16 protein-coding genes are annotated in these 17,126 nt (G+C 71.4%); 5 read left to right on the top strand and 11 right to left on the bottom strand.

The window, feature by feature from the left end:
* Positions 1-36: 36 nt before the first annotated feature.
* A complete protein-coding gene (locus IEZ27_RS15510) occupies positions 37-1,008 on the top strand; it encodes a phosphotransferase (RefSeq protein WP_189647827.1) in 972 nt (323 codons plus the stop codon).
* 112 nt (positions 1,009-1,120) lie between these two features.
* A complete protein-coding gene (locus tag IEZ27_RS15505) occupies positions 1,121-1,567 on the top strand; it encodes a nitroreductase family deazaflavin-dependent oxidoreductase (RefSeq protein WP_189647898.1) in 447 nt (148 codons plus the stop codon).
* A 48-nt stretch (positions 1,568-1,615) separates the two neighbouring features.
* Here the strand turns inward: IEZ27_RS15505 and IEZ27_RS15500 are convergent, their stop codons facing one another.
* Positions 1,616-2,812, bottom strand: coding sequence for an MFS transporter (locus IEZ27_RS15500; RefSeq protein WP_189647826.1), 1,197 nt, complete (start codon positions 2,810-2,812; stop codon positions 1,616-1,618).
* Between the two features lie 100 nt (positions 2,813-2,912).
* On the opposite strand from IEZ27_RS15500, the gene IEZ27_RS15495 reads away from it, so the two are divergent.
* Complete coding sequence (locus tag IEZ27_RS15495) at positions 2,913-3,998, top strand: helix-turn-helix domain-containing protein (protein WP_189647825.1); 1,086 nt, start codon at positions 2,913-2,915, stop codon at positions 3,996-3,998.
* Positions 3,999-4,030: 32 nt separating this feature from the next.
* Here IEZ27_RS15495 and IEZ27_RS15490 read toward each other — a convergent pair whose 3' ends face one another.
* On the bottom strand, positions 4,031-4,288 hold the full coding sequence (locus tag IEZ27_RS15490; protein ID WP_189647824.1) for a hypothetical protein: 258 nt from the start codon (positions 4,286-4,288) through the stop codon (positions 4,031-4,033).
* A gap of 199 nt (positions 4,289-4,487) precedes the next feature.
* Entirely contained in the window at positions 4,488-5,216 is a 729-nt protein-coding gene (locus IEZ27_RS15485) for a TetR/AcrR family transcriptional regulator (RefSeq protein ID WP_189647823.1), read from the bottom strand.
* An 86-nt stretch (positions 5,217-5,302) separates the two neighbouring features.
* On the opposite strand from IEZ27_RS15485, the gene IEZ27_RS15480 reads away from it, so the two are divergent.
* Both IEZ27_RS15480 and IEZ27_RS15475 read left to right on the top strand, forming a co-directional pair.
* Positions 5,303-6,145 (top strand): alpha/beta fold hydrolase, encoded by an 843-nt coding sequence (locus tag IEZ27_RS15480; RefSeq protein ID WP_189647822.1) that lies wholly within the window; start codon positions 5,303-5,305, stop codon positions 6,143-6,145.
* A gap of 87 nt (positions 6,146-6,232) precedes the next feature.
* The gene (locus IEZ27_RS15475) at positions 6,233-6,400 is read left to right on the top strand and encodes a hypothetical protein (protein ID WP_189647821.1); all 168 of its coding nucleotides are present in this window, start codon (positions 6,233-6,235) and stop codon (positions 6,398-6,400) included.
* 31 nt (positions 6,401-6,431) lie between these two features.
* Here IEZ27_RS15475 and IEZ27_RS15470 read toward each other — a convergent pair whose 3' ends face one another.
* The 8 genes from IEZ27_RS15470 to IEZ27_RS15435 all read right to left on the bottom strand — a co-directional run bounded on the left by IEZ27_RS15470 (position 6,432) and on the right by IEZ27_RS15435 (position 17,066).
* The gene (locus tag IEZ27_RS15470; RefSeq protein ID WP_189647820.1) at positions 6,432-7,106 is read right to left on the bottom strand and encodes a CBS domain-containing protein; all 675 of its coding nucleotides are present in this window, start codon (positions 7,104-7,106) and stop codon (positions 6,432-6,434) included.
* A 13-nt stretch (positions 7,107-7,119) separates the two neighbouring features.
* Positions 7,120-11,337, bottom strand: a complete 4,218-nt coding sequence (locus tag IEZ27_RS15465; RefSeq protein WP_189647819.1) for a caspase, EACC1-associated type — start codon at positions 11,335-11,337, stop codon at positions 7,120-7,122.
* Positions 11,330-11,734 carry an effector-associated constant component EACC1 gene (locus IEZ27_RS15460; protein WP_189647818.1) on the bottom strand — a complete coding sequence of 135 codons (405 nt, stop codon included), beginning with the start codon at positions 11,732-11,734 and terminating at the stop codon, positions 11,330-11,332. Before IEZ27_RS15460 ends, IEZ27_RS15465 begins: the two co-directional genes overlap by 8 nt.
* Before the next feature lie 91 nt (positions 11,735-11,825).
* Positions 11,826-12,632 carry a hypothetical protein gene (locus tag IEZ27_RS15455; protein WP_189647817.1) on the bottom strand — a complete coding sequence of 269 codons (807 nt, stop codon included), beginning with the start codon at positions 12,630-12,632 and terminating at the stop codon, positions 11,826-11,828.
* A gap of 64 nt (positions 12,633-12,696) precedes the next feature.
* Complete coding sequence (locus tag IEZ27_RS15450) at positions 12,697-13,899, bottom strand: alpha/beta hydrolase family protein (protein ID WP_189647816.1); 1,203 nt, start codon at positions 13,897-13,899, stop codon at positions 12,697-12,699.
* Between the two features lie 541 nt (positions 13,900-14,440).
* Complete coding sequence (locus IEZ27_RS15445; RefSeq protein ID WP_189647815.1) at positions 14,441-14,935, bottom strand: hypothetical protein; 495 nt, start codon at positions 14,933-14,935, stop codon at positions 14,441-14,443.
* 47 nt (positions 14,936-14,982) lie between these two features.
* A complete protein-coding gene (locus IEZ27_RS15440) occupies positions 14,983-16,200 on the bottom strand; it encodes an MFS transporter (RefSeq protein WP_189647814.1) in 1,218 nt (405 codons plus the stop codon).
* Positions 16,191-17,066: an alpha/beta fold hydrolase gene (locus IEZ27_RS15435; RefSeq protein WP_189647813.1), complete on the bottom strand. Its 876-nt coding sequence runs from the start codon at positions 17,064-17,066 to the stop codon at positions 16,191-16,193. Before IEZ27_RS15435 ends, IEZ27_RS15440 begins: the two co-directional genes overlap by 10 nt.
* Positions 17,067-17,126 lie beyond the last annotated feature (60 nt).

Below are 17,126 nucleotides of genomic sequence, written 5' to 3'. Positions count from 1 at the left end.
TCGATCGGCGAGTGGGACCACTGGTTGGCTGGGGACATGCGAACGGCACGACAGGCATGGACCGAGGCTCCCCTCGCGCTCAGACACGAGGTCGAGCGGCGCCTGGGGTCCCCGGTGCGAGAGGTCGAGGACCGGCAGGGCGGCTTCTCATCGGGGATCGCGGGCGTCGCCACTCTCGCCAACGGCGAGAAGGTCTTCGTCAAGGCGATCCCGGCCGGCCCGGACGCCGTCGACGACCACCGGTCCGAGATCGGCGTCTCCGCACAGCTTCCCGCCGCCGTACCCGCACCGAAGCTGCGCTTCGGCCTGGAACAGGACGGCTGGTTGCTGCGCTGCTTCGACCTCGCGCCAGGCGCGCTGCCGCACGAGCCATGGCTCGACCACGAACTGGCAGCCGCGCTGACGATGCTGGAGGCGTGCGCCAAGGCGCTGACGCCGTCGCCGGTCACCGGCGTCCCCACCCTCGCCGCACGCATGGCGGGCCGCTGCGAGACATGGCGGGCACTCCAGCGCGACGGCACGTATGACACGCTGTCCACCGCCGCACTCGGCAGGTGGGAACGCGAGCACCTGCGCCCGCTCGCCGACCTCGAACTCCACTGGGACGAACTCGTCGCCGGAGACACGCTGCTGCACTTCGACCCCAGGTTCGACAACATCCTCATCGACGACCACGGCACCGCCCGCCTGGTCGACTGGTCACGCGCATGCACCGGCCCCGCATGGGTGGACGTCGTATGCCTGCTGATGGAGTCGGACCTCGGGGCACGCGACCCGCAAAAGATCTTCCTTGCCGGTCCCGCCGGACGCGACGCCGATCCCCTGCAGGTGGACGCCTTCCTCGTGGCACTCGGCAGCTACTGGACCCACACCGCCACGCTCCCCGGCCCCGACCACGCACCCCACCTGCGCGAACGGCGCGAACATTCCAGACGCGCCACGATGAGCTGGCTGAGATCGCGATGGACACAGAACAGCGCGCCGCCGACCACCGGCCCCCTCCGGTAGGCGAAGGCGGCCCCCACCACCGCTGTTCCTCGGGCGCAACGGTCTTCAGCACTTACGATTGGAACGGCTGGACTGTGCGGCACAGTCCGCGAACGACGACGGGATGGCCACCATGCCGCTCGAAGACGAGTACGGGCCGAGTCCGGCTCAGTGGATACGCGACCAGGTCGAGCTGTACGAGAGTTCGGACGGCACGCAGGGAACGACGCTCTGGGACACAGGCCTGCCCGTCGTCATTCTCACGACGCGCGGCGCGCGCAGCGGCAGGCTTCGCAAGATCCCGCTGATGCGCGTGGAACACGAGGGACGGTATGCGGCCGTCGCCTCGAAGGGCGGCTTCCCGCGTCATCCGGACTGGTACTTCAACCTCAGGTCCGACCCGCACGTGGAACTCCGGGACGGCGCCGTGTGCCAGGACATGACCGCGCGTGAGGTTGCCGGGGACGAGAGGGCCGAGTGGTGGGAGCGCGCGGTCGCCGCGTTTCCGACGTACGCGGACTACCAGGAGCAGACCGACCGCGTGATCCCCGTCTTCGTCCTGGACCCGCGTGCGTGGTAGGGCTGGTCGGCGGCTTTTAGTCATATGCCAGCGCCTTTACAATGTAGATCACGTCCTTTGATCCTTCTCGGCGGCAACGGCTGAGGCGGACAGGAGCGTCGCGGCGGAGAGGCTGCCCCAGAGGGCGGCCGGGCCGTGGGAGGCGAGAGCGGTGATCACCGCCGGGGAGACGGCGAGGCCGAAGCCCGTGGAGAGCTGGAAGCGGGCGAGGGCGCGTCCCAGCAGACGGGCCGGGGCGAGGGCGGTGACGAGCGCGGTGGCGCTGCCGGCGTAGATGATCTCGCCGATGGTGCAGACCACGGACACCACGGCGACGGCCGGGGCACCCCAGCCGCCGCCCAGTGAGGTGGCCACGAGGAAGCCGAGGTAGGAGGCGGCGAGCACCACGCCGGCGAGAGCCAGCACGGCCCGCCGGGAGAAACGGGACATCAGGACGGTGACCGGAACCTGGAGGGTGACCACCAGCACCGTGTTGGCCACGAAGATCGCCGCCGGCCACACCGGAGAGGCGTGCATCTGCGTCACCAGCACCAGAGGGAGCGCGATCTCGGGCACGTTGAGGCAGAAGACGTAGATCACGTTGGCGCCCAGCAGCGCGCGCATCCGAGGCGCGGGCTCGGCGTCCCTGTCCGCGGCCGCGGCCGGCTCAGCGTGAACGTGCACCGACCACGCCAGAGCCGCCGCGGCGAGATAGGCGACCCCGGTGACGGCGGCCAGCGCCTGCAACGCGGTGGTGCCCCCCGCCAGGCATGCGGTGGCGAGAAGGGCGCCCACGCCCAGACCCGCGTTACGCAGCGCGCGGCCTCCCGCGAGGGCGGCGTCGCGTTCGCGGCCGCGGGCGACCGTGGCCACGAGGGCGGCGTGGGCGGCCGGCCACGCCTGGTTGCCGATGCCGAGGAAGAGCGCCGCCGTCCCGAACAGCCAGACGTGCCCCGTCGGGGCGGCCAGCAGCAGTGCCACACCCAGCACCCGTACCAGCATCGACGCCGCCACGACCGTACTGCGTGCGCCCCGGTCCAGCCATCGGCCGACCGCGGGCATGCACACCAGACCCATGACGACGCCGACCGTCATGGCGATGCCGGTGGCCGGCGCGGACAGCCCCAGCACCGTCACCCCGTACAGCAGCAGGAAGGGCCGCAACAGACCGGTGCCGAGCGCGTCCACGGCCAGGGCGACGGCATAGCGGGGACCTCCGGAGGCACGGACGAGGGCACGGGGCCGGATCTTGGTGGTGGTTGCCATGGCGTCAACAGTGCGTTCGGCCGCCGGGCTCGACCGTGTCAGTTGACGGACACCGTCAATCGACGCGGTCGTCGGCCATCCGACCAGCGATGATGAGGGGATGACGTTGAGGATCGACATCGGCGGGCTGCCGTCCGGGCGGCTGCGGTTCGCCGCCTCCCCGCTGGCCGAGCTGACCGCGATGTTGCACGTGCTGGCCGAACCCGGGCATCACCCGCAACTCGCCGGCTGGGCCGGGGACGTCTGGGCCGGGCTGCGGCCGGAGCTGGCCGAGCGGTTGCGGGAGGCGGAGTTCCTCTGGCGTTCCTCACGAGCCGACTTTCTGGTCCCCGCGCGTCCTCGGCCGACCCTCGCCGAGGAACTGGACGACGTGGACCGGATCGACGACGAAACCTACGTGACTGCCGCGCTCATCACCACGTGCGGCAGCAACCGGGTCCACTTCGCCGCGCCGTCGCCGCTCGCCGACGCGACGGCACGCGACCGGGCCCTCGACCTGGCCCAGGCCCGCGGCCCCCTTCAGGAGGCCTTCGCGGAACGGCTGCTCGCGGACCCGGCCGCCGTACGGGCGCGGGTGCGCCACACCCTCGAACAGTGCGCCGAGGCCTTCTTCGACGCCGCCTGGGCGGGCGTCGCCGTGCAACTCGCCACCGACCTGCGCCTGAAGAACGACCTGCTGAAGCGCCAGGGCATCGGGGCGGCACTCGCGTCCGTCTCCGGCGCGATCGCCCTGGCGCCGGACGGCAACTGCATCATCGTGGACAAGCTGCAGGACAACGCGACCGCCGCCGACAGTGCCGGAGTCACCTTCCTCCCCAGCGTCTTCGGCCGCCCGCACCTGGTGGTGGTCCACGCGCCCGGATGGCAGCCGGTGGTTCAGTACCCCGTGGCCGAGGCGAGTCCGTCGGAGCCGGTGTCCCTGGAAACGGTGACGCTACGGCTGGAGGCACTCGCCCATCCGGTACGGCTACGGCTGCTGCGCACCCTGGCCCGCGGCCCGCACACCACCGGTGAGCTGGCCCACGCCTGGGAACTCTCGCCCCCGGAGGTCTCCCGCCACCTCGCCGTCCTGCGCCGCGCGGGCCTGCTCACGTCCCGGCGGCACGGTCGTTACGTCCGTTACACCCTCAATCTCCCCGACCTGACGACGCTGGGCGCCGACCTGCTGACTGCCGTACTGCGCTGAGCACCTTCGAGCTGCCAACAGGCCGGACACCCTCACGCTCCGCCCCGTGCCGGGCCGTAGGGCCAAGGGGTGCGGCGGATGCGGGCGGGGCTCGGCTTGTCGTGCTCCTGAGGCTCGTCGGTGATGCCGTAGCGGCGGGCCAGGCCGGGGAGCCGGCGTGTGTACTCGGCCCTGTCGCTGAACTCCCATGGCTCGTCCTCGGGCTCTGCGAGATGGCTCAGGAAGGGGAAGACGCTGGTGATTCCGCGTGCCTGGACGGCTTCGCCCGGGTGGGCCGTGTCGTCCCCCATGACCCGCTCGTACGCCTGGCAGGCCGCGTACGCGAACGACTCGAAGCCGGCCCACCCTCTCCTCTTTGGTGACGGTCTCCTGCGCGGAGCGTTCGACCAGTGCCCAGAAGCCATCGACGTCCATAGGGCCTGATCATGGCACCTTGATCGAGCGCCGCTTCTGCGTGACCGGCCACCAGGAGTCGCGCCCGCCCCGGCGCTATGACGGGGACGGGGTCGCGCACCGGACGGCGAGGCCGTCCAGGAGACAGCCGAGGCCGAACGCGAAGCGCCGCTCGCTCTCGCGTTCGACGTCGATCTCGCCCGTGGCGGCCATCCGGCCGGCCAGCGTCGGGTGGCGTTCGGCGGCCTGGCGCAGGTACTCGGCCGCCCGCTCGTCCCAGCCGGACCCGGTCCCGCTCATGCGGGCCAGCGTGTCGCGCCAGGCGGCCTCCGCGATGACCGCGCCGACCACGTGGTCGTTGACGGCGGCCATGGCGGCGTCGAGGTCGGGGCCGGCGAACCCGGCACGCTCCAGCAGGCGCAGCCCGGTCTCGGCCAGGGCGAGCGCGTTGGGGCCGAGGTTGGGCCTGACGGTCAGCTCGGACAGGGCCCACCGGTGGCGCAGCAGCATGGCTCGGTTGCTGCGGGCCAGCGCGGCCAGGCCGTCACGCCAGTCGGACGTGCCGGCGCCGGCGCGGACCTCGGCCAGCACGCGGTCGAGGGCCAGCTCCAGCAGGTCGTCCTTGGTGTCGACGTACCAGTACAGCGACCCGGCGGTCACCCCGAGCTCGGTGGCGACGCGGCGCATGGACAGGCCGCGATGACCCTCGGCGTCGAGCACGGCGACCGCCACGTCGACGATCCGCCCGCGGGTGAGCCGGCGGTCGCGCGGCGGCCGCTCGGGACGCAGCCACACGGACCCGCCGGAGGACTCTGACGACGGCACGCGATCACCCTACCCGCCTTGACGTCACCTTCCGACTGCCTTATACAACGTTCAAGGCTATTAAACACTGTTTAAGGAGGAGTCGGATGTCCATCCCCACCCCGCTGTTCAGAGCGAACGGCCCGCTGCCGGGCGACGTACACGTGACCGCGCTCGGCCCTGAGTCCGGGCCGCGGGCGGTCTTCGTACACGGCTCCACGAGCTGGGGCGACGACCCGGTGTACGGGTTCGCGGCGCAACGCCCGCTGGCCGGCCGGTTCCGCCTGCTCCTGATGGACCGCCGGGGCTGCGGCGGCAGCCCGGACGCCGGGGACAGGTTCCCCGGCGACTACCTGGCCGACGCCGACGACGTCGCCGAACTCCTCGGCGCGGGCGCGCACCTGGTCGGCCACTCCTACGGCGCCGTCGGAGCCATGATCGCGGCGGCGCGCAGGCCGGAGGCGGTGCGCTCGCTCACCTTGATCGAGCCAGGCTGCTACCAGGCGGCCGCCGACCACCCCGCCGTGGCCGAGGCGCTGCGTGCCAACCGCGCCGCCTACGCCGACCTTCCCGACCTTCCCGGCCTGACGCCGGAGGAGTGGCTGCGGGCCGCCGCCGGCTCGGCCGGCACGCCGGAGCCGGAGACGGGCGATCGGCGGTTGCGCGCGGCCGCCACGGCACTGCGCGAACGTGTCTGCTGGGAGGCGGGCCTCCCGCTGCCGGCGCTGCGGGCGGCGGCCTTCCCCAAGCTGGTCGTCTCGGGCACCTGGGAGGACGCCCCCGGGCCGTACCGGGAACGCGGCGGCGTACCTCTCATGGCCTGCGCACGGGTCACGGCCGAGCGGATCGGAGCCCGGCACGAGCAGGTGCCGGGCAGCGCCCACTACCCGCACGTCGAGGCGCCGGAGCGGCTGAACGCCCTGCTCACCGCCCTCTGGTCCGGCGCCTGAACGGGCCGCGCCGACTCTGACCGGCCCCGAGAGCGTCATGACCGCGTCGGACGGGCGGTGCAGTGCGACGCGCAGTGGTGCGTCGGGATGCTCGACGAGCACGTGCTGGTGCAACTCAGGGTGTACGAGCCGGACCGGTACAAGAGCGGCGTGCCGATCGCGATGCTGTACGACCTGGCGACGGGCACGACGGCGGGGGTCGGCGAGCGTTCCGTGGGCGTTTTGTCCGGGAACGTGGGAGCGGTCACCCGGTGAGCACAGCCTCGAGCCGTTCCCGCTCGGCGGGTCAATCCGGCTTCAGGTGCAGTTTGTCGAGGATGGGCTTCATGGCGGCCAAATCGGGCTGTCCAGTGGTACGGGCGGCGGCCTTCGCGTAGAGATAGGCGAACTGGGAGTTGAAGTAGGCGAACGCCAGGCCGTCCGGCCGGTTGCCGGGGGTGTCGCCGAGAAGGTCGCTGACGACGCCGACCACGTTGCCGATGCCTCGGCGCTGCTCGAAATCGTCGATCACCGGACCGCCGGAGGCCATGCGGTCGATGCGGCACTTGATGGTGAGGGCCTCATGACCGGACATCCGGCCGGAGGGGCCCTCACACCACTGCAAAGCGCTGCCGGGGAAGAGCCGGGGCTCTCCGGTGGAGGTCCGGGGGTAGCCGAAGGCGTGGTACTTGCTGCCGATGCGGCGGTTCCAGGCAAGGCCCTGGGTGGGCACGTTGCTGCCGAGGGGGCCCAGGTCCACGGCGCGGCCGGACGGGTGGGAGCCGGCGCCGTTGTAGACGGTGGCGAAGCCGTAGTCGTAGGCGGGGTCGCTGGTGTCGTCCAGGAAACCTGACGGGACGAACAGGTCTTTCAGCAGGTAGACGCCGCGTGGAGCGATCTTGTCATGGTACTGCGGGATGAAGACCAGGTCCTCGTGCTTCTTGCGGGTGCGCAGGTCGACGAGGCAGCGTGCCGAGGTCATGATCAGGTTTTGCCTACGGGACTGTACGGCGGTCGCCGCGCAGTGCACCGTGTCGCCCTTCGAGACCCGGAAGAGGGCGCCGACGGAGCGCACCTGTCCCGACAGGGTGACCGGCGCGCTCTCCGTCGATGTCGGAGACGGGCGGGGCGGGGAGGCGGCCGACGTGGCGGGCGGTGCCGAGCATCCCGCCACGATCAGCAAGGGCAAGGCCGCGAGAGGGCTGAGACGTGGCTTCATCAGGGCAGACCTCTTCGAATGTCATGTCGAGCCGGCGGTCGTCCACCCGGCCGTCGAGGACCGGCCGGCGGCTGATCCGGCAGACGTCGGCGAACGGGTCGGCCGAGCGGCCGACTTCCCACCGGTGGATGTTTCCCTTGGCGTCCCCGGTGACGACCGTCGTCTCGCCGGGGTCGATGGCCACGGTCTGGGCCTCACCGGGGAGGCCGGTCAGGGACGCGCCGATCTGGCGGTGCGTGGTGACGTCCCACACCCGCGTGGTGCCGTCAGCCCCCGAGGTCACGACCACCTGACCACTCCGGCCGAAGGCCGCCGACAACACCCGGCCGGTGTGGCCGGTCAGCGGTTCGCCCTCCGCCACCAGGCCGGACCCGTCCACCTTCCAGATCCGGGCGGTTCCGTCGGCGCCGGCGGTCACCAGGCGGCTGCCGTCGGCGTCGAAGGCGGTTCTGATCACCGGGAACGAGCGGGCGTCGACCGTGAGGAGCGGGCGGAAGGTGTGCGCGTCGAACACGCGTATCGTTCTTCCCGCGACGACGAACCTGCGTCCGTCGGGGCTGAAGGCCACGTCGTCGAACGACTCGGAGGGCCCGGCGATGCCCGGGGCCGCCTCTCGGTGGGTGGCCGTGCTCCAGAGGCGTACCGAATCGCCGGCGCCCACGGTCACGAGCGTGCGCTGATCAGGGCTCACCGCCACGGCGACGATCGACCCCTTGTGCCCCCAGAAGGGCTGCCCGATCTGCCGGCGTGTGGACACGTCCCAGAGGCGGAGGGTGCCGTCGTCGCCGACGGTCGCCAGGCGCCGACCGTCGGCGGTGAAGGTGAGCCCGGTCGCCTGTTTCGCGTGGCCGGTCAGCCGGCCGGTCTCTTTCCAGGTGGTGGTGTCCCAGAGACGGACGTCGGCACCGGCCGTCGCCAGGAGGCGCCCGTCGGGGCTGAACGCCGTTGCGGTGATCCGCTGGTCGCTGACCGCGAGTGGAGCACCGCGCGGGTAATGGGTGTCGATACGCCACAGGGCGCTGCCGTCGATGGTCGCGGTGACCAACGTCCGGCCGTCCGGACTGGAGTCGAAGCCCAGTGGATCGTGGGCGCTCGCCGGAATTCTGGCCCGTGTACGGAAGAGTCCGTCCTGGATCTCGATGAGACGGTCCGAGGGTACTGCGAGACTTTGGCCGTCCGCGCTGAACTTGACGGCTCCGACCTGCCGGGCCTGACCGATCGGACGAAGGCGGAGTGCGTCCCACGTCCGGAGGTACCCGTCGGCGTACGTGGCCAGAAGGGCTCGGTCACGGAAGGCGAGATCGGTGACGGGGCTTCCCTTCGTGGCGAGAGGCCGCCCGATGGTCTTGTGCGTGGCCACGTCCCAGAGCCTCAAGGTGCCGTTCCGGTCGCCTCCGGCCAGTACGGTCCCGTTGAACGCCAGCGCGTTGACGGGACTGCCGCCCACGAACGCGGCGCCCGTCGGCGCACCCGTACGGTCGTCCCACAGGCGTACGGCTCCGTCCTCACCGGCCGTGGCCAGCACGTGAGGGCCGAAGGCCACGTCGAAGAGCTGGCCCGTACCCACGTCGATCGGGCCGCCCACAGGCTTCCCGGTGGGCACCGACCAGCGGCGGACCACTCCGTCAGCACCGGCGCTGACCACGACCCGGCCGTCCGGGCGGAAGGCCAGCGCGTTCACCGGCCGGTCGTGGGCGTCGATGGTCTCCCCCACCTGCTGATACGTACGGGTGTCCCAGAACTCGACGGCGCCGGTGTCGGTCCCGATGGCCACCAGACGCCCGTCGGGACTGAAGACCGCGGCGTTGGTCCGCACACCAGGGTTGAGCACGATCCTGATCGGGTGGGCCAGCGCGTTGAACAGGCTGTACCGGGCCTCCGGGGTGTGCGCGAGGTGCCAGGCTTCGGCGGCGAGCCAGCGGGCCGACTCCGGCTCGGTCTGGATCAGGTCGGCACTCGTCTGGGCGAACTGCCGGGAGAGGGTGTTGTCCCGCTCGGCGGCCACGGTGTTCGCCGACACGACGGCGATGCCCGCCGCCGCCACAGACAGTACGGTCAGCCCGGCGAGCAGGCCGATGACCGTACGCCGGACTCGGGCCGCCCGCGCGACCGCCCGGTCGCAGGCGTGCAGGAAGGCCAGCGTGGTCGCGCTCAGGGTGGTCTCGTCGGCGAGACGGTCGCGGACCGGGCCGACGGCGGCCAGTCTGGGCGCGGAGTAGAGGTAGCCGGGCTGGCGCCCCGCGGCGTTCCATTGGGCGGCGTCGTCGGCCAGCCGGTGCTGAACGGTGAGGTCGGCACGGTCGGCCTCGATCCAGCCGCGGAGCCGGGGCCAGCTGCGGATGAGCGCGTCGTGGACGATTTCGGCGTTGTCCTCGTCCACGGTCACCAGGCGGGCCTCGACCAGGACGTCGAGCACGTGGCGGCCGGGAAGTTCGCCGATGGGCACCCGGCTGCGGGTGTCCTCGGTGCCCGTGCCGAGCCTTACCAGCCGGAGCAGGATCGTGCGGGCGATGCGCAGGTCCGCCTCCGGCAACGAGTCGAGCACCCTGTCGGCGGCCACGGCCAGGGAGCTGGCGATGCCGCCGGTCGCGCGGTACGCCCGCAGGGTGAGCACGCCGTCGGCGTGGCGGAGCCAGGTGGCGAAGAGGGCGTGCGAGAGGAGCGGCAGGGAGATCCCTGCGGAGGCCACGTCCTCCAGGAGCAGGCCGACCAGGCCGTCCTCCAGGGTGAGTCCGGTGGCCAGGGCAGGTTTGGCGATGACCTCGCGCAGCTGCTCCTCGGTCATCGCGGCGACCGGTTCGGGGTGGCGCAGGGCCGGGACGAGCTCGGTGAAGTCCGTACAGTGACTGAAGAAGTCGGCGCGCAGCCCGAGCACGACATGGGCGCGGTCACAGAGCCGCACCAGATCCGCGACGAAGGCGCGGCGGCGCGGCTCGTCCGCGCAGAGGGTGAAGACCTCCTCGAACTGGTCGACGACCAGCAGCCCGCCGTCCGGAACACCACCCGGAACGCGCGGCTCCGCCCCCGGTTTCATGATCATGTACGGTCGCGCGCCCCACGCGTTGAGCAACCCCGCCCGCAACACCGACGACTTCCCGGCCCCCGACGGCCCGACCACCAGCAGCGGCACGCCGTCCCGCCGCTCCAACCGGTCGATCAGCCGTCCGGTCAGATCGTCGCGGCCGAAGAAGAACGCCTCCTCGTCCACACCGAACGGGCGGACCCCCGGATAGGGGCAGTGCTCGTCCCCGCCGGACGCGACGGCGGAGAGCGCACGCTCCTGACGCGGCCGGGCGGCGTTGACGGCGAAGGGCAGGCGCGCGCCGGAGTCGGCCGCGACGCGGTGCGGCCGAGGACGCCCGTCGAGAGCGCGGGTCAGGCAGCGGTAGACGTCCTCGATGGTGAGCACGGGCGGCGCGGCCGGATCGCCTTCGCGCAGCACCCGGATGAGCGCCCCGCCGAACGCCGTGTGCTCCTCTCCCGGCACCGCCCAGGCCTGATCCTCCCGGCTGGTCGCGGTGAGCAGATAGCTGCCCGGCCACGCCTCGGCCATGCCTCCGTGGCAGCAGTCGAGCACCACGATGGTCAGCCGGGCGCGGCTGCGCGACAGCAGGTCGTAGACCTCCTGGTAGGGCAGCGCCTGGTAGGTGGCCGACCCCTTGGTGAGGTCGACGGTCCGGCTGGTGGCCAGGTGGAGCGTGTGCTGCGGACCGATCAGCCCATGGCCGACGTAGTAGAGGAACAGAACGTCCGGCCGGCCCTGGCTGAACCGGTCGACGGCGTCGGCCAGCGTGCGCGGGTCGTCCGGGTCGATCAGTTCGGTGATCGCCTCCCGAGCGACACCGGCCCGTTCCACCAGCGCGTCCGACAGGTCCGCGACCGTCCGCGCCACCGCGGGTACGTCGCCCAGCTTGGCCGCCTGCTGATGGCGGCCGGTGCCGACCAGCAGCACCCGGGCGTCGGCCGCCGACAGCAGCAGCGGCGGCTCATCCACCGGCCCCGCCGTCAGGGGGGAGCTCGGCGGGAGGCTCTCCGCTGATCGCCCGCTTGATCTGCTCGATCAGCTCGCCCAGACGAGCGCCGTCGAGCGCCTTCACCCGGGTCACACTGACGTCGACCTGACTGGTGGACCTGGTGTTCCTGATCTTGATCTTCACGTCGCCGCGCCGGAAACGCAGCCAGGCGATGATCACACTGGTCACCCCCGCCACCACCTCCGGCGACTCCACGGCGATCTGCACCAGATCGGCCACCGGCCCCAGCGCGCCGTCCGGCGGCGGGCTCTCCACCAGCTCCACCCAGGCCCGCAGCTCGTGATCCTGGGTCAACCACGCGTGCAGGTCACGCAGGTCGGCCGACGCGTCCATCTCGATCGTCGCGACGATGCTCACATGTATGACATCTGCCGCCGCCACCGATTTGTCACACCTGTCATCGCCGGTGCCGTGGACCTACCCCGGCACGCGGTTCTCCCCCGTTCGATCACCAGTCGTCGGTGATGAGGTGTTTGGGCGGGGCCGTGATCTTGACCGGGCTTCCCCATCCTCGGTAGATGGTGTTCATCGTCATGGTCTCGACCCCACCACCGCCGTACGTCGGGGTGAACCTCAGGACGGCGTGGAAGCGTCGCGGCAGGTTGTCCGGGCCCACCCACAGCTTCCAGGTGATCGACCCGCGCCACGAGCCGTCCTCCTGCTCGGTCCCGAAGAACATGCCGGCCTGCCGCTCCCCCAGCTCCGGAACCGTCACGACGCCGTTGAAGACCGTGGTCCGGACTCCCTCGAAGGTTCCACCGTCGGCGCTGTACGCGGTGTTGAAGGCGCCCAGCCTGAGGAAGCCCGGGTTGATCCCGTTGATCAGGTCCTCTCCCCAGATGACACCGGGGAAGTTCTGCCCGTAGGACCACTTCCCCAGCGCTGACGGCGACTTCCACGTGTATCTGCCGTCCTTGGCACGTACGTAGGCCTGGGAGTAGAACGCCCGGCCGATGCTGATCTCCCGGGACCGGCCCGTCCCCCCTGCCTCCTGGGAGATCGTCGTGGTGTCGGCGGCGTACACACCCGAGGCCTTGAAGCGGTACGCACCGGACGCCTTGATGTCCCAGGTGGCCGGAGGCCCGCCGCGCCGCTTGACGGAGAACCGCACGCTGCTCTTCTTCGCGAACTGCCGCTCGATCGCCTCGACGACGGAGTCGAGGGAGTCCGTAGCGGAAGCCGCGTGAACCGGGCCACCGGGAATCGTGACACCCAGCAGGCCGGCCACCACCAGCACGACGCTCATGCGTTTCATCAGAGGATGATCGCAGGGGATGATCTCTGTCACGTCACGGCAGTCCCTCCCCGGCGGCCTCGCCTCAGGGGTTGTGGAAGGCCACTTCCGGGTTGGCGGGGGACGGGCCGTTCAGCAGGGGCTGGTTCTCGCCGCGGAGGTGCTGGTCGAAGAAGGCGCCGACGTACCCCGTGGTGATCTCGCCCGACCGCTTGCCCGACAGGGGCGCGGAGGGGTCGACGATCCCGACCTGCGCGCCCAGGATGGGCAGGTCGATGAAGGTGAAGTGGCCGGAGTCGGCCACGGTCAGCCAGCGCTTCCAGCCGTCCAGGCGCGGCCAGTCCCGCGTCCAGGTGGTGTCGGCGGCGCCGGGTGAGTGCTGGACCTTGGTGCCGAGCATGAGGAACGGCCGCCTGCCGAGGCCGGAGACCGCGACCGGGGCGAAGAACGAGCCGTCCAGGTTCACGCCGGCGCGTACCCGCTGGTCGGCGGCCATGACGCTCGCCGCGGCGTTGCCGCCGAGCGAGTGGCCCGCGGCGCCGATCCGGCGCGGGTCGATCATCTGCCAGTGCCTCCAGGCGGGGGCGGACCGTACGGGGCGGGTCAGCCGGTCGATCACGAAGGACAGATCGGCTGCCCGGTTGACCGCGGCCTTGGCCATCAGTTCCTTCTCCGCCTCGTCGGTGGGGGCGCTCTCCACCGTCTCGCACGCGACGCAGGTCAGGGTACGGCCGCCGGGGAAGGTCGTGCCGAACGACTCGTAGGCGTGATCCACGAGGGCGACGACGTAGCCCTTGGAGGCGAGGTCTTCGGCGAGCGTGGTCAGGGTGGCCCGGTTGAGGGTGAACCCCGGGGAGAGCACCACCAAGGGGTGCCGGCCGCCGACGGGACGTGCGTTCAGGTGCGCGTTCGTGCTGACGCCGGCGAGTTGCTCGGCCTTGAAGACGGTGTCGAGTCTCTGCCCCTTGAGGAGGAGCCGAGCCTCGTCAACGCTCATGTACGGCGCGGCGCTCCCGCCGGTGCGGGCCGGGTAGTACACCGACACCATCAGCTCGCGTGCGGCTGCGGGCATCCACGGGTCGCGGCGGCCGGCGTCGACGAGATGCAGGGTGTCGCGGCCGACTTCGTACTGGCCGGTGGGGCGCGGGATCGCGACGCGTACGTCGGAGGTGTCCACGGTGGAGGCGGCGGCGGGCGACGACATCGCCCCGGCCGCCGCGGCCGCCGCCGGGAGGGCCAGCGTCAGGGCGAGGAGGAGGGGTGCGGGGTTGCGGCGAGTTCTGATCATGCACAGAACTGTAGAAACGAGGCCACCACGCCCCACATGCCCGAAAGACAAGCCCGGACCCTTACTTTTGGCAGGGGTCAGGCCGGTACGCCCTCCGTCCGCCGAGCGGCAGGCTCGCCCGCCGCGAAGTCCCGGCCAAGAACCTCGGGCGCAGATGCCTGTACGGGAGCCGGGCAGCGGCCCCGGCAGTAGCCGTTGGCGACAACGAGGCGTCCGCGGGCGGATGTGTAGTCGCTGCGCTGCCGGGCGACGAGGACTCCCCTGCAACTGGGGCAGCAGATGGGCTGGTCAGCGGTCATCAGGGCCTTCCATAGAGGTGGGATGTCGTGAGGCTGATGCTCTGGGCCCCCGAAGGCACCGGAGCATCAGGCCGGCGGGAGGTGTCGTGGCGACCTGCGCTCGCCCTGTGCAGTATGCCCAGCTCGGGTACGCGACGAGAGCGTCGCCCCCGCAGCGGACTAAGGATCGTCCCTCACGGAGTCCTTTCCACCACCCCGTGAGGAAGAAGCCCCCTCCCGGCCGACGGAACGCGTACGCGCCGTCAGTTCGTACGGTGCGGCGATGGCGGGCGGCCCCGACGCTCGTCCAACTGTTCGGCCAACTGCTCCAGTCCGCCTTTGACGAGCTGCCCGTACTCGTCGTCGCCCAGCGCTCCGATGCCGGCCCGCGCCTGCTGGAGGTGCTCACGGGCGCGGTCGAGATCGCCCAGCCTGCGATAGCAGTCGCACAGGTTCAGGTGCAGGGACGGATACAGGCCGGCCACCGAGAGCGGCACCCCGGCCTGGGCCACCCGCTCATCGGTGATCAGGCCGACGGCGGCGAGCGCGCGCAGATCCCACATCAGCTCCTGAGCCACATCGTCCTGCACGTCAGCCATCGAGTGGGCGAGGACGCAGACATGCAGCGGATCGCCTTGCTCGCCGCCGATGTCGTCCCAGATCTGCGCGAACAACTCGCGGGCGGCTTCACGCTGACCCTGGTGGTGATGCAACTCCACTCCCTGGCCGATCCTGGCCATCGTCGGGTCGGCGGTCATGAGCGGCTCCCTCACTGCCGTAGGCGATCATGGCCAGCCTATTGGCCTCAGGCGCGTTGGCGAGCGGCAGCCGGGTCTCCTGTCGCGGCGCCCGTTTGACGGGCGTGAGCCGGGCGAGGGGGTTTGCGTGCCCGGTGGAGTCCTACGGCGATGGTGGCCGCGGCGGCCAGGACCGGGAGCGCGGCGGCGACCGGCAGCGGCCCGGGGCCCAGGAGTCTCAGTGTCTGGCCGCCGAGTGTCGAGCCGGCGGTGATGCCGAGGTTGAAGGCGATGATGAACAGTGTGGAGGCGGCTGCGACGGCGTGCGGTGCGGTCTTCAGCGCGAACGTCTGCAGCAGGGTGGGCAGTGCCGCGTACGCCAGGCCCCACACCGCGATCACGGCGACGGTGACCGCGCCGCCGGTGGCCGGCAGCACCGCGATGGCGGCCGCGTGCAGGCCGAGCGTGACCAGCAGGTAGCGGCCGGTTCCGCGGTCGGCCAGCAGGCCGGCGGCCCAGACTCCCAGGATTCCGGCGGCGCCGAAGACGAACAGCGCGACCGTGGTGGCCCCGCCGCTCTGATCGGCATCGCCGAGGTAAGGCACCAGGTAGGTGTGGAGGGTGAACTGCCCCAGCATGACCAGGGCCGTGGCCGCCGTGACGATCCGTACCGAAGGCAGGCGCAGCGCTCCCCGCAGCCCGCTGGGGGCGGGGGACGCGGACTGTTCGGGTAGCAGGATCCTCGCGGCGACCAGGAGCAGGGCCGACAGGCCGCTCAGGACCGCGAAGCCGGTGCGCCATCCGGCCGCCTGCCCCAGGAGGGTGCCCAGCGGGACGCCCGCGGTCAGCGCGGCGGAGTTGCCGGCGAACACCACGGCCACCGCCCGGCCCGCCTTGTCACGGGTGACCAGAGAGGCGGCGTACCCGGCCATGGCCGACCACAGCACCCCGTGCCCGGAGGCCGTCACCAGGCGGGCCAGGAGGGCGGTGGGATAGTTCGGGGCGATGGCCAGCAGCGCGTTGCCCACGGCGAACAGGCCCATGATCAGCACCAGCAGCCGGCGGCGGTCCAGTCGCGCGGTCATCGTCGCGAGGGGCATGGTGATCACGATGATGACCAGCGAGTAGCCGCCCACCAGCCAGCCGATCCGGTCCTGCGAGGCCCCGAGGCCGTCGCTCATCTGCGGCAGCAGGCCCATCGGAAGCGTCTCGGTGGTGATGGTGGTCAACGCCACCGTGAACAACACCGCCAGCCCCACGGCGGGACGCCGCGCTGTCAGCTCCACACACGGTCCAGAAAGTCGGCGATGAGCGGGGCGATCTGGGACAGGTGCTCCTCGAGAGCGAAGTGGCCGGTGTCCAACAGGTGGAGTTCGGCGTCGGGCAGGTCGCGCAGGTAGGCCTGAGCGCCTGGCCGGGGGAAGAACGGGTCGTTGACGCCCCAGGTGATGAGGGTGGGCGGGGTGTGCTTGCGCAGCCATGCCTGCCACTCGCCGTAGCGCTCGACGTTGGAGTGGTAGTCGAACGCCAGGGCCACTTGGGCCTCCTTGCGGCCCGGAAGGTCGAGGAAGTGCTGGTCGAGGGTCCAGCCGTCGGGGGCGATCAGCTCGGGGTCGGTGACGCCGGTCTCGTACTGGCCGCGTGTGCCGGGCAGGGTGAGCAGGTCGCGGATGGTGTCCTCGGCGCCGGGGGTGCCGGGGCGCAGGGCGATGAAGTCACGGGCTCCGTCCGAGAGGCCCTCGGTGTAGGCGTTGCCGTTCTGGACCACCAGGCCGGCGATCCACTCGGGGTGCCGTTCGGCGAGCCGGAAGCCGATGGGAGCGCCGAAGTCGAAGACGTACGTCACGAAGCGGGTCAGGCCGAGCCGCTGGATGAAGCCCTCGGTGATGTCGGCGAGCCGATCGAAGGAGTAGGTGAAGTCGGCCGGGGCCTCGGTGTGGCCGAAACCGGGGTAGTCGGGTGCGATCAGCCGGTAGCGGGTGCCCAGCACGTCGATGAGCCGGCGGAACTGGTGCGAGGCCGAGGGGAAGCCGTGCAGGAGCAGCAGCACCGGCGCGTCGGCCCGCTCGGGCAGTGATTCGCGGTAGAAGACCCGGACGCCATCGACGTCGAGGGTGCGATGGGCGGTACGGGCCACCAGGGGGGACGACATCGCTAATGCCTTTCCAAGGGAATGATGCGTTAGTTATAGTGAGGTCGTGCCTAATGCGTC

This window comes from Nonomuraea spiralis, from assembly GCF_014648435.1.
GTDB lineage: Bacteria > Actinomycetota > Actinomycetes > Streptosporangiales > Streptosporangiaceae > Nonomuraea > Nonomuraea spiralis.
The sequence above is the reverse complement of the archived record's forward strand: the minus strand, read 5'-3'. Positions and strand labels throughout refer to the sequence as shown.